General features: G+C 32.5%; 12 protein-coding genes. 7 read left to right on the top strand and 5 right to left on the bottom strand.

All coding sequences use genetic code 11. The annotated features are described in order from the left end of the window. Positions 1 to 158: 158 nt before the first annotated feature. A complete protein-coding gene (gene groL, locus ACSUE0_RS11810; RefSeq protein WP_017723441.1) occupies positions 159 to 1,781 on the bottom strand; it encodes a chaperonin GroEL in 1,623 nt (540 codons plus the stop codon). Between the two features lie 65 nt (positions 1,782 to 1,846). Further along, positions 1,847 to 2,134, bottom strand: a complete 288-nt coding sequence (gene groES / locus ACSUE0_RS11805) for a co-chaperone GroES (protein WP_436957512.1) — start codon at positions 2,132 to 2,134, stop codon at positions 1,847 to 1,849. 178 nt (positions 2,135 to 2,312) lie between these two features. Here groES and mroQ point away from each other — a divergent pair, with 178 nt between their 5' ends. Then, positions 2,313 to 3,056, top strand: a complete 744-nt coding sequence (gene mroQ / locus ACSUE0_RS11800) for an intramembrane glutamic endopeptidase MroQ (protein ID WP_436957510.1) — start codon at positions 2,313 to 2,315, stop codon at positions 3,054 to 3,056. Positions 3,057 to 3,135: 79 nt separating this feature from the next. On the opposite strand, the gene ACSUE0_RS11795 is transcribed toward mroQ, so the two are convergent. Further along, complete coding sequence (locus ACSUE0_RS11795) at positions 3,136 to 5,580, bottom strand: SdrH family protein (RefSeq protein WP_436957508.1); 2,445 nt, start codon at positions 5,578 to 5,580, stop codon at positions 3,136 to 3,138. A gap of 194 nt (positions 5,581 to 5,774) precedes the next feature. On the opposite strand from ACSUE0_RS11795, the gene ACSUE0_RS11790 reads away from it, so the two are divergent. From ACSUE0_RS11790 to agrA, 6 genes are all read left to right on the top strand, one after another. Beyond that, complete coding sequence (locus ACSUE0_RS11790; protein ID WP_119615177.1) at positions 5,775 to 6,404, top strand: nitroreductase family protein; 630 nt, start codon at positions 5,775 to 5,777, stop codon at positions 6,402 to 6,404. Positions 6,405 to 6,768: 364 nt separating this feature from the next. Continuing rightward, positions 6,769 to 7,554: a carbon-nitrogen family hydrolase gene (locus ACSUE0_RS11785; RefSeq protein ID WP_436957506.1), complete on the top strand. Its 786-nt coding sequence runs from the start codon at positions 6,769 to 6,771 to the stop codon at positions 7,552 to 7,554. A gap of 766 nt (positions 7,555 to 8,320) precedes the next feature. Beyond that, a complete protein-coding gene (locus ACSUE0_RS11780; protein WP_119615180.1) occupies positions 8,321 to 8,890 on the top strand; it encodes an accessory gene regulator AgrB in 570 nt (189 codons plus the stop codon). Further along, on the top strand, positions 8,890 to 9,030 hold the full coding sequence (gene agrD, locus ACSUE0_RS11775) for a cyclic lactone autoinducer peptide AgrD (RefSeq protein WP_430459430.1): 141 nt from the start codon (positions 8,890 to 8,892) through the stop codon (positions 9,028 to 9,030). The genes ACSUE0_RS11780 and agrD overlap by 1 nt, the downstream gene beginning before the upstream one ends. A 25-nt stretch (positions 9,031 to 9,055) precedes the next feature. Continuing rightward, on the top strand, positions 9,056 to 10,351 hold the full coding sequence (gene agrC, locus ACSUE0_RS11770; protein ID WP_436957504.1) for a quorum-sensing sensor histidine kinase AgrC: 1,296 nt from the start codon (positions 9,056 to 9,058) through the stop codon (positions 10,349 to 10,351). 12 nt (positions 10,352 to 10,363) lie between these two features. Next, the gene (gene agrA, locus ACSUE0_RS11765; RefSeq protein WP_017723432.1) at positions 10,364 to 11,080 is read left to right on the top strand and encodes a quorum-sensing response regulator AgrA; all 717 of its coding nucleotides are present in this window, start codon (positions 10,364 to 10,366) and stop codon (positions 11,078 to 11,080) included. A gap of 35 nt (positions 11,081 to 11,115) precedes the next feature. On the opposite strand, the gene ACSUE0_RS11760 is transcribed toward agrA, so the two are convergent. Together ACSUE0_RS11760 and ACSUE0_RS11755 are read right to left on the bottom strand one after the other, a co-directional pair. After that, a complete protein-coding gene (locus ACSUE0_RS11760) occupies positions 11,116 to 12,081 on the bottom strand; it encodes a carbohydrate kinase family protein (RefSeq protein WP_119615058.1) in 966 nt (321 codons plus the stop codon). Continuing rightward, complete coding sequence (locus ACSUE0_RS11755; RefSeq protein ID WP_119615057.1) at positions 12,078 to 13,562, bottom strand: sucrose-6-phosphate hydrolase; 1,485 nt, start codon at positions 13,560 to 13,562, stop codon at positions 12,078 to 12,080. Before ACSUE0_RS11755 ends, ACSUE0_RS11760 begins: the two co-directional genes overlap by 4 nt. Positions 13,563 to 13,594: the final 32 nt, after the last annotated feature.

The following is a 13,594-nucleotide window of genomic DNA, read 5'->3' as shown; positions in this document are numbered from 1 at the left end:
AATCCTATCACTTCATTATAGGAAGTTAATACCAGTACAAAGATTAAAGCTGAGACAATTAAAAATTTGTCCCAGCCTCTATAGCTTTTACTATATATAATTTATTAATGTTATCAAAAGAAGTCCCATGCAATTTAATTAAATATCTATATTGAACTTTACATCATACCTGGCATTCCACCCATACCTGCTTGAGCGTCGTTACTACTTTCTTCTGGAATATTAGCAACCACTGCTTCTGTAGTAAGGAACATTGCAGCAACACTTGCAGCATGTTGTAGTGATGAGCGTGTTACTTTAGTAGGGTCAACAATACCAGCTTCTAACATGTTTACCCATTCATTCGTAGCCGCATTGAAACCAACGCCTACGTCTGCATTTTTAAGTCTTTCAACTATAATCGAACCTTCTAAACCAGCATTTTCAGCAATTTGGCGTACCGGTGCTTCTAAAGCTTTCAATACAATATTAATACCAGTTGCTATATCGCCTTCAGCTTCAATTTTAGAAACTTTATCGTAAATATTCATGAAGGCAGTTCCTCCACCAGCTACGATACCTTCTTCAACAGCAGCTCTTGTAGAGTTTAACGCATCTTCAATACGTAATTTACGTTCTTTCAATTCTGTTTCGCTTGCTGCACCAACTTTAATTACAGCTACTCCACCTGCTAATTTAGCTAAACGCTCTTGTAGTTTTTCTTTATCGAACTCAGAATCTGTTTCTTCAATTTGAGCTTTAATTTGGCTTACACGTGCATCGATATTATTTTGATCTCCATCACCATCAACAATAGTTGTATTATCTTTTGTAATTTCAGCTTTATTTGATGTACCTAACATATCAATTGTAGCGTCTTTAATATCTAATCCTAAATCATCTGTAATTACTTGTGCGCCTGTTAAAATCGCTAAGTCTTCTAACATTGCTTTACGACGATCACCGAAACCAGGAGCTTTAACAGCAACAGCAGTAAATGTACCACGCATACGGTTTAATACTATATTTGTTAATGCGTCACCTTCCACATCGTCAGCTACGATTAAGATTGGACGGTTTGATTGAACAACCTGTTCTAATAGCGGTAAAATGTCTTGGAATGATGAAATCTTTTTATCAGTTATTAAAATATAAGGTTTTTCAAGTTCTGCAACCATTTTATCTGAATCTGTTACCATGTACGGTGATTGATAACCTCGATCAAATTGCATACCTTCTACAACTTCTAATTCTGTGTTAAAACCACTGGATTCTTCAATGGTAATAACGCCGTCGTTACCAACTTTTTCCATAGCTTCAGAAATATATTTACCGATTTCTTCATCAGCAGCAGAAATTGAACCAACTTGAGCAATTTCATTTTTATTATCTACATTTTGAGAAATATCATGTAATGCATCAATAGCTACTTCTACAGCTTTATCAATACCTTGACGTAAACCTACTGGATTTGCACCACTAGTAACATTCTTCAATCCTTCTTGTATCATAGCTTGTGCTAAAACAGTCGCAGTTGTTGTCCCGTCACCAGCAATTTCATTTGTTTTGTTAGCTACTTCTTGAACTAATTTTGCACCCATGTTTTCATAAGGATCTTCTAACTCAATTTCTTTAGCAATTGTCACACCATCATTTGTGATAAGCGGTGATGTATATTCTTTATCCAATACTACATTACGCCCTTTTGGTCCAATTGTAACTTTAACGGCATTAGCTAATTTATCTACACCTCTTAACATAGATTGACGTGCGTCTTCAGAGAATTTTAAATCTTTCGCCATATTACTTATACCTCCATGATGTTTTATTGATTTATTTGAAATTATTAGAATTTATTTATGATTTTTTATGCTTCAATAATAGCTAAAATATCTTCTTCATTTACGATTAAATAAGTTTCGTCTCCACGTTTTACTTCTGTTCCAGCGAATTGTTGGAATACTACATTATCGCCTTCATTTACTTCAGGAGCAACTCGAGTACTATCTTCTAAAATACGCCCTGCACCTACTGCAATTACCGTACCTTCGTTGGATTTCTCTTTCGCGCTATCAGTTAATACAATACCGCTCTTTGTTGTTTGCTCTTGTTCTGATTTTTGAATAATTACTCGGTTACCTAATGGCTTTAACATTGCTTGTTCCTCCTCAAAAAGAATGAAATTTTTTAGCACTTAAAGTGAATGAGTGCTAATGTACTTCTATAATAATCAAAGTTGGTCAATAATTCAAGTTAAAACTATTCATCTAAATTTTGTATAAAACACTATTTTACGATAAAATAAGGTATCATTTAATTTTTGGAGGTTCATTATGTCTCGTTTATGGGTGTCCATATTGACATTGGTTATATATGGCCTAGCACAATTTGGTGTAATCATTTTACAATTGTCTGGTCTATTTAATAACTATAGCGGCAAAGAACTTGTCTTTGCGCAAATTTATACACAAGTTATATTATTTATTATTGCATCTTTCATAATTATTATAATTAATCATTTTATCGCTAACCCTACTTCTTTAGAACAGCAACCCAAAGAAAAGAAAAGATACGCTATTGGATGGGCGCTTGTTGGTTATTTTGTAGTAATGATTTATCAAATTATTGCTAATATGATTAATATCTATTTATTAGGCGCACCTCAATCTAGTCCAAACACAGAGAGACTGATGAAAGTAGCTCAAGAAATTCCTATATTCATTATATTAATTTCAGTAGTTGGTCCTATTTTAGAAGAATTTGTTTTTAGAAAAGTGATTTTCGGTGAAATTTATAATATGATTCAAGCAAATAAAACTATTAGATTTTTAATTGCAGGGATTGTGAGTTCAATTATTTTTAGTGCTGCCCATTCAGACCCTTCCTTTTTTATCATTTACTTTGGTATGGGTATGATTTTCTCAGCATTATATGTTTATACTAAACGAATTTGGGTTCCTATTTTAGTACATATTATGCAAAATGGTTTTGTAGTTATAATTCAAGTATTAGTAGGACCAGAAAAAATAAAAGAAATACAGGAATCTGCTTCATTTATTTTCAACTTTTTGTTTTAACCATTACCAAACATTTAAGGGAAGAAGCTGTGACATCATTTTATGTCATAACTTCTTCCCTTTTTTTATGTTTTGATTGTTATTTGCTATCTTTTTTATTTCTTCTATTGACGAAATATCCTAAGACCATACCAATAAAGATAATTATCATTGCTGTGATTAAAGCAAATAGTGTACGTTCAAATTTAACATCAATTTCATTTTTAGATTGTCCATTTGTAGTATGTGTCAATTCATCCTCACTACTTGAATGATATTCGTATTTACCCGATGATTGTTGTCTTTTAGGATTTTTTAAATCTGGCATTGAGCCAATTTCACCTGTAATCAATGCTAATACTTGGTTATCTAAATTTTTATAATAATCACTAGATTTTAAAACATTAAAATATTGGAATTTAAAATAATTTGTGCCTTTTTGTAATTCATTTAAAAATGCATTATCTGCAAAGGTTTGGCGTCTTAAAATCGACGAAATCTCTCTATCAGTTACTGTTTTAGCACTAGAACTCAGCTGCTTAACCTGATTAACTACAAAAGGATTATATTTAAACGAACCAGTAGACATTTGATCAAATCTATTTATTAATTGTTTTTCGTTCGATTGAGGTTTTTCGCTTTTGGCTAAATCACCATAACTCACTGAAGCTCCACCACTTGCAATCTTATGGTGACTAGAACTTCCATATTGATGCTCATTTTTATTATCATTATTGTGATTAATCGCATTGTTAGTTGTATTTGAATCATTATTATCGGTGTTAGGGCCTGAACTTAGAGTTCCATTTGAACCTCCTTGACCATTGGGTTTAGAAGGTCTTGTATTATCTACTTCAGGATTATTTGGAATGTTTGAACCACCATGACTACCGTCATTGGGGTTATTTGTATTACCTTCGTCATGAGGCGTGTCTGGGTCTTCTGAACCTCCACTACTTGGATTGTTTGGTTCATCTCCACTATTTGGCTTATCCGGATTTGGTTGATCATCTCCACCGTTTCCATTATCTGGCTTATCTGGATTTGGCTGATTGTCTCCTCCGTCTCCATTATCTGGCTTATCTGGATTTGGCTGATTGTCTCCTCCGTCTCCATTATCTGGCTTATCTGGATTTGGGTTATTATCTCCACCGTTTCCATTATCTGGCTTATCTGGATTTGGCTGATTGTCTCCTCCGTCTCCATTATCTGGCTTATCTGGATTTGGGTTATTATCTCCTCCATCACCATTATCTGGCTTATCCGGATTTGGTTGATTATCTCCACCGTTTCCATTATCTGGCTTATCTGGATTTGGGTTATTATCTCCTCCATCACCATTATCTGGCTTATCTGGATTTGGCTGATTGTCTCCTCCATCACCATTATCTGGCTTATCCGGATTTGGCTGATTGTCTCCTCCGTCTCCATTATCTGGCTTATCCGGATTTGGGTTATTATCTCCTCCATCACCATTATCTGGCTTATCTGGATTTGGTTGATTGTCTCCATCGTTTCCATTATCTGGCTTATCTGGATTTGGGTTATTATCTCCTCCATCACCATTATCTGGCTTATCTGGATTTGGTTGATTGTCTCCATCGTCCCCATTATCTGGCTTATCCGGATTTGGCTGATTGTCTCCATCGTCTCCATTATCTGGCTTATCCGGATTTGGCTGATTGTCTCCTCCGTCTCCATTATCTGGCTTATCCGGATTTGGTTGATTGTCTCCATCGTCCCCATTATCTGGCTTATCCGGATTTGGTTGATTGTCTCCATCGTCCCCATTATCTGGCTTATCTGGATTTGGTTGATTGTCTCCAGTGTCTGGCTTATCTGGATTTGGCTGATTGTCTCCATCGTCCCCATTATCTGGCTTATCTGGATTTGGCTGATTATCTCCTCCATCACCATTATCTGGCTTATCTGGATTTGGTTGATTGTCTCCATCGTCCCCATTATCTGGCTTATCCGGATTTGGCTGATTGTCTCCTCCGTCTCCATTATCTGGGCTGTCAGGGATCGGAGTATTATCTCCATTATTCGGTTCAGCTGAGGTTTGTTGATTGTCTGCGTTGTCTTCAGTACTTTGCTTATCTGTATTCGATTGATTTTGTTCAGTTAAATTACTATTATCTTCTAGTCTTTCAGCATTACTTAATGCATTATTGTTAGGATTTTGATTATCAGAAGTATTTTGTATTTCTTCATTATCTTGAACTGTTTCAGTTGAAACAATGTCACTACTTTGATTTGATTGAGCCTGATTAAGTTCTTCAGATTGCGGCATTTCACCTAAGCCGTTATCTAAGTCTAGATTAGTTGTATCATCGCTTTGTACTGTATTCCCTGCTCTTGAACTGTCTGTATGATTTTTAGGATCAGAATGAATTGGCTTTTTATTTGATTGGTTTGGATTTTCGTTTGTTAGTTTTTCATTAAGTTGTTGTTCAGAAGCATGAGTTTGGCTAGAAATTAATGTTGTGCTTAAAGCTATAGCAAAGCTGGACATCACAAGTTTATGCGAAAAATACCATTTCATAGATTCACCTCCAAAATTCATATTTTTTACATTTATATATAGTATATAAGAAAAAGACCTATTTTTCATCAAAACCAATTTATTGAAAACAAATATTAATCCTTTTGAAAATTTATGTAAACCCCTATTTACAAACTCTGATATAATTATTATACTTACTATATAAAATAAATTGATATAAAGGAGCATTCACAATGGGATTATTTAGTAAAAAAGACTCAACTTTAGAAACTTTTCAAAATGCAATAGAAACGAGACGTACTATTTATAGTTTAGATCAAGAGATTTCAATCTCTGATAGCGAAGTAGAAGATATTATCGAGCATGCTATTAAACATGTTCCATCATCATTTAACTCACAATCCACACGTATTGTATTACTTTTAAATGATAACCATAACAAATTCTGGGATATCACTAAACAAGAACTTAAAAACGCTATGGGCGAAGACCGTGATTTCCAAGCAACTTCTGACAAAGTAGATAACTTCAAACATTCTCATGGTACAATACTTTACTTTGAAGACCAAGATGTTATCGAAGGGTTACAAAATCAAATGCCTAACTATGCAGAAAATTTTGCCATCTGGTCTAGCCAAACAAATGCAATGCACCAATTTGCAATTTGGACAGCTTTAAGTACTGTAGGCGTTGGTGCTTCATTACAGCATTACAATCCACTTGTTGATGTTGCCGTTTCTGAAGCTTTTGAAATACCTAAAACATGGAAGCTTGTAGCGCAAATGCCTTTCGGTAATGTTCGTGATGAGGCTGGAGAGAAAGAATTCCATGATATAAGCAAACGTTTTTTAGTTAGAAAATAATCACTTTTACCTAGTTCATTAGTATTTAATTGAGAAATAAGAGGTCGAGCATATAAATGCTTCGACCTCTTTTAATATCAAATGATTTAACTCAATAAATTTAAGGAAATGAAATTTATATCTTATTTCTACCAAAACTAATAAGTTCAATTTTACACACATAAATAACATGCTTATAAACTTCATTTCATTCTCCAACTTAATTCTAAATAAAAAACAACAAATATTTTCACTAGTTACTACAACTATTTACCATAGAAGTTTATTCCTTTCTAAAGTTATTAATCTAAAACAGCTACTAATTTTGAATTATCAGAATATTTTTAGTATATTGATGCTAACAATAATTTAAGGGGCGATAAAAATGAATATAGAAATTTTTCAATTTAAAATCGAACCGGCAAATGTTTCATTAAATGAAGAAAACATCGTTAATTGGTTTTCTAAATTTGTAACCCCAGAAACTGATGTCGTGGTATTACCAGAAATGTGGAATAATGGATATGCTTTACCTCAGCTAAAAGAACTAGCTGACAATCAACTATCACGTAGTTTTGAGTTTATATCAAAGCTTGCGATTCAATATGATGTTGATATAATTGCAGGCTCTGTTTCAAATGCTATGAAAGATGATGTGTATAATACTGCATTTGCAATTTCAAAAAATGGCTATTTAATCAATAGTTATGACAAAGTTCATTTAGTTCCTATGTTAAACGAGCCTACATTCTTAACTGCTGGTAACGCTGTACCTGAAGCATTTAATTTAACTAATGGCATTAAAGCCACGCAAATTATTTGCTATGATTTACGTTTCCCTGAATTATTACGCTACCCTGCTCGAAAAGATGCAGAAATAGCTTTTTATGTAGCACAATGGCCTCAAGCAAGGGTGAGTCATTGGATAGCACTTTTAAAAGCACGTGCTATTGAAAATGATATGTTTGTAATAGGATGTAACGCATGCGGAGACGATGGACAAACAGAATATGCTGGTCATTCTATCGTAATTAATCCAAATGGCGAAATAGTTGCGCAATTAGAAAGTAAGCCGGACCACATTTCATGTAATATCGACTTAGATGAAGTTACTACTCAAAGAGAAAATATTCCAGTTTTCAAAAATCTTCGCCCTCACTTATATAAATAAATACCAAAATAAAAACCGTGAGCTTGGGAGGGACTCACGGTTTTTGTAACTTATTATTAAGGGAATGTTTTTTACAGTTATTTCTCTATCTATTTTTGGGGATGTTATTAATTATGAAAAAATTTAGTGAATTTACCGATTAAAATGATAAATTGAATGATGTTTACGATAGCTTACATGTTAATACTTTAAATCGCCTCTGTTGTAGGCAATGTTAAAAATGATATTTGAATTGAGACTGGGAATGTTCTACGAATTCAAATTCGGGATTGCTTAATAAAATTAAGCGCGTTGTGTACCTGAAAGTATTATTTTACGAAATCACTAATCATTGCTGAGAAATGGTTTGTCACTACATCAGCCTCCTCTTGCTTGTAATCAATTAATTGAAAAACGAGAACTTAACTTGTAACTATAACAACTATACGAAGAAAGTACAGTTACAATATCAGTGTGTTAATCAGACTCCTGCTCAAAAGTCTAATCAACGTTATCATTCAAACAAAAATTCAAACAAAATTTTGATTAAATGATTTGTAAAATGTAATCACTTCTTTGTGATACAAGTACATTTAACCATGATTTTTTAAATTAATGTTAAAAATTCCCTAACTAGTTAGTTTTTATTCCTAAATGTAAGCATAAATATGATAAAATTAGTCAGATAAATATTTTAAACAGTTAGGAATTAAAAATATACAGTTAAGCAATAAGACGCATAAAATTTAATTAAAATTGTATAATACGAGTAAGGAGAGAAAAGCCAATGAGTAAATTTATTGATACTAAAATAGACAACTTTGCTAAAAGTCTTCAATTACGCAACAATTTAGATAATATAGAATATTTAAAGATGCGTTTAGGCATGCAAGTTGTAGTAAGTAACCTTTTTAAAACAATTGTTATTTATGGTGTTTCACTCCTTTGTAATATGTTTTTATACACACTAACTGTACATTTATCGTTTTTTATTATTAGGTATTTTGCACATGGTGCGCATGCAAAAAATTCTTTAGCTTGTTACTTAGAAAGTCTAGTTTATTTTGTGTTACTACCTTGGATAGTCGGGTATATACAAGTGTCATCGCTAATAATGTATCCATTAGCTTTAATTGGATTAATCATAATTAGTTTATATGCACCTTCTGCTACTAAAAAGCAGCCTATCCCACAACGACTAAGGAAAGGTAAGAAAATTAAGGCAATATGTGTAACAATATGTTTATTGTTGATTTCACTATTTTTAACTGAACCTTATCAACAATTAATTTTATTAGGTATTATTATTATAGCTATTTTACAGTTTCCAATATTTTTCCCTAAGGAGGATAATTAATTATGAATATTTTCACATCAATTTTAACTATTTTCGTTAAATTCTTTTCATTTATCGGGACAATCTCAAGTGTAAGACCATGTGGTGGGTTTGTAGATGAGCCTGAGGTTCCTAAAGAACTAACAAAACTATACGAATAACAGTTAAGTAGAAAGTGTGTATAAAATGTCAGTCTTAAATTCAGTAATTTTATCAGCATTACAAGCAATCATTTTATTCTATAATATGAAATTTTTTAATGATATAACTTATACTAAAAGGGATTATATTTCAATTATTGGGATAATAGTCCCTTCTGTTGTTTTATTTTTATTTGTAGATTCACCATCGATTGTATTGCTTTTTATTTGTAGCTTAGTGTTCATGTATTTTAAAAAGAAATTTATAGGTATAGTTTCTGTATTAATTTGCTTTTTCATATTATATATGGCTAACTTTACAAGTTTATGGTTAAGTACTTTACTTGTAGATTTGATATCAATAAATAATACTTTCACTATATTTTTTATAATCATTTTTACAATTGCATCTATCATTTATGCATATATTGCAAAATTTTTTATAAAGCGTTTATCTTTTTCGGATTTATCGCTTAATAAGTTATACTTAACATTAGTTAGTTTGTTTTTATTAACTATTTTGGGTGTAATCTATTTTTATTTACCTCAACAGAATGTATCATTTGGTGACGCTAAGTTTATTTCGATTATATATGCAGTTGTTATTATTACCACTGCTATTCTTATCATTACAATTTCTTTTAGTATTATTCGCCAAATTCAATATAAGCGAAATATGCAGGAAATCGAAAATTATTATAAATATACGTTACAGATTGAAAAAATCAATCATGAAATGCGTAAATTCAGACATGATTATGTCAATATCCTTTCTACCCTCTCTGACTTTATCAGAGAAGAAGATATGGAAGGTCTAAGAGATTACTTTCATTCTGAAATATTACCCATGCAAGATAGTATGCAAATGAATGCAATTAAAATCAATGGTATTGAAAACTTGCATGTTCGTGAAATTAAAGGTTTGTTAACTACTAAAATACTTCAAGCCCAAGAAAAAAATATTCGCATCAGCATCGAGGTCCCAGAACCAATTGAAAAAATCGATATGCCTATTATAAATTTAAGTAGAGTAATCGGTATATTACTTGATAATGCAATTGAAGCTTCTGAAAAAATCACTGAAGAACCACTTATTCGTATCGCTTTTATTAAAAATGAAGACACATCCGTGACATTTATAGTTATGAATAAGTGTGAACCAGATATGCCAAAAGTACATACTCTTTTCCAAGAAAACTTTTCTACTAAAGGAAAAAACCGTGGACTTGGATTATCCACATTAAAAGAATTGACTGATTCAACAACAAATGTTTTATTAGATACAACTATTGATAACAACTACTTTATTCAAAAAGTAGAAATCTTAAATTCTGATTCATAAGGATGTGTTACTATGAAAATATTCATTTGTGAAGATGATGAAAGACAACGTGAACATATGGTCTCAATTATAAATAACTATATTATGATTGAAGAAAAACCAATGGAAATTGAAGTCGCAACAGCTGATCCTTATGACATTTTAGAACGCTCAAAGAACATTAATGATATAGGATGTTACTTTTTAGATATTCAACTAGATGCTGACATCAATGGTATCAAGCTTGCAAGTGAAATACGCAAACATGATCCGGTAGGTAATATTATTTTTGTTACAAGTCATAGTGAACTGACATACTTAACATTTGTCTACAAGGTTGCAGCAATGGATTTCATTTTCAAAGATGATCCAGACGAATTAAAATCAAGAGTGATTGATTGTTTAGAAACATCTGAATCACGATTAAAACTACTTTCAAAAGAAAGTAGTGTCGAAACAATAGAATTAAAACGTGGTAGCAATTCTATTTATGTACAATATGACGATGTGATGTTCTTCGAATCATCTAGTAAATCCCATCGTTTAATTGCACATCTCGATAATCGTCAAATTGAATTCTATGGAAACCTAAAAGAAATTGATCAGTTAGATAAACGTTTCTTTAGATGTCATAATAGTTTCGTAGTTAATAGACACAATATCGAGTCCATCGACTCTAAATCACGCGTAGTTTATTTTAAAAACAATGAACATTGTTATGCATCTGTAAGAAATGTTAAAAAGATATAATACATAAAAAGCTGAGCATGTAATTAAATACATGCTCAGCTTTTTATTGCTTTATTCACTTCTTCTAAAGTTGGAATACTTGATATCGCTCCGTATTTAGTAGTAACCTTTGCAGCTACGTAATTACTAAATTCAAGTATCCTTTCACCTTCACTTTTCAATACTGTTAGCACGTCTGTACTATCAGAAATTAATAATTTGCTAATTAAGGCACCTATAAATGCATCACCTGCACCTGTAGTATCAATGGCTTTAACTTTAAATCCTTGTTGGGAAATTTCATTTCCGTCTTTAAAATATATGACTGCGCCATCAGCACCTTTCGTATAAATCACTGCATTTACATTTCCTTGGAACAACCACTGTATAGCTTGTTTTTCGTCTGCAATTCCAGTTACAAATTCCAATTCTTCATCAGATATTTTGACGATATGTGCTAATGGAATAAATTCATGGATTGCTGACTTACAATCCGCTTCATTTTCCCATAATGGTAATCTCACATTAGGATCAAATACAATTGTACCCCCTGCATTTGTCACTTTTGCAATCAATTTCTTATGTGCATATTTCATAGGACTTTCCACTAAATCAACTGAACAGAAATGCAACATATCATTTTCAGTTACATTGATAGTACTTACTGCATCTATACTGTACAACATGTCAGCAGATGGTTTCCTATAAAATGAAAAGTCTCTTTCACCATCTTTAGTTAAACTCACGAATGCTAAGGCGGTATTGGCTTCATCGGTGCGACTCACATAATGAGTACCTACACCTATATTCTCTAACGTTTCTACAATTAAATCACCAAATGCATCTTGTCCTAATTGTGTGACCATTTCAGCATTGCCACCCAATTTTGTTGCTGTACAAGCCACATTACATGGTGCTCCCCCGACTTGTCGAGTAAACTTTTCTACATCTTTTAATTTAGAATCTGTAGTATTCGGTATAAAATCAATTAAAGCCTCTCCAATTGCTAGTAGACGTTTCATATAGTGTCACCTTTCAAATCATATTTTGTAAATTTTAGATAGGCTTGGCCTGATTCAGTAGATGTTTTAATGCCTGTTGCGTTTTCATCTGTAAATATTCTTGTCGTCATCACACGTTCACCGTCATTACAGAAAATTTCAACACTAGAAGTATCTACAAATAATTGTAGTTTTGATAACGGAGTATCTAAATAAGTACTCCTCGTCGTTCCTTCAACAGGTTCTGGTAATGGACCACTTTCACTACGGTCTAATGTTAATTTTTGTTCTCTCTTATTGTACGTAATTAGTGTAGATTCAGTCTTAGATGTTCGTACTTCAAAGTAAACTTCTGTCGCCTCATTTTCCAAAATATCAATGATTAATTCAAACTGTTTACCTTCATATGGATGTAATTGTCTAGTGAATTTATTAGCATAACCTAGTGCCGTTTCTTCATTTGTGCGAAGTTTTTCAAGTGCTTTTATTGGACGCTGCTTTAAATTACCTGACTCAATTGTCAATACACGTGGGATAGTTAAACAATGCGCCCAACCATCGGCATCTGAAGGATAGTTGATTTCCGGTAAACCCATCCATCCAATTAATATGCGTTGTCCATTTTCATCTAAGAATGTCTGAGGAGCATAAAAATCAAAACCATAATCTAATTCATGAAAATCACCATGGTTCATAGTTAAATTATTAATGTCATACTGTCCCATAATATATCCAGATTGATAAATATTCTTAAAACGTTCCCCTTCTGAATCTATACCTTGAGGGCAAAATAGTAACATGTCATAGCCATTTAAATTAAAGTAATCTGGACACTCCCACATATAACCAAAATCATCTAGATTCGTTTGTATCTCTCCTTGAAACTCCCAGTTTACGATATCTGTTGAACGATATTGCAGAATTCTCCCTTGTTTTTTTATATTTTGTGCAGCTATCATTGCGTAATAAACCCCATCTTGAACATGTACCTTAGGATCTCTAAAATGTTGAGTATATCCAAAGGGCGGTTCTGATATCACCGCTTTAGGAAATTTATTTACCGATCCATCTTTAGCCATTTTTGCTATATGTTGTGTAGAAATTCTATTCCAATCACTATCACGGTGGTTTGCTGTATACATATAATATAAATGATCATGATATTCAAATGCACTGCCACTATATACACCATGACTATCATCTTTCGTATCAGGTTTAATCGTTGGACCAATAGCTTCAAAATCCACAAGATCCTTACTTTGATATGTATACCAATATTTCAGTCCATGTACAGGTCCTAAAGGAAACCATTGATGAGATACATAATAATTCCCCTTGAAATAGATAAGCCCATTAGGATCATTTAACAATCCTATCTGGGGTTGTATATGAAAAGTTTGTCTATATTCTGACTGTTTAACTTGTTCAGTTAATGATTCAATCGTTTGTTGATCAATATCTTCATATCTTTGATAACGTTGTTCTTTTGTCCACTCCGTCATGGTGCGTATCCTCCTATTTAAAAAATAACCTT

Source organism: Staphylococcus sp. AS1337 (genome assembly GCF_051408735.1).
Taxonomy (GTDB): domain Bacteria; phylum Bacillota; class Bacilli; order Staphylococcales; family Staphylococcaceae; genus Staphylococcus; species Staphylococcus xylosus_B.
This window is presented reverse-complemented; position numbering and strand designations above follow the sequence as displayed.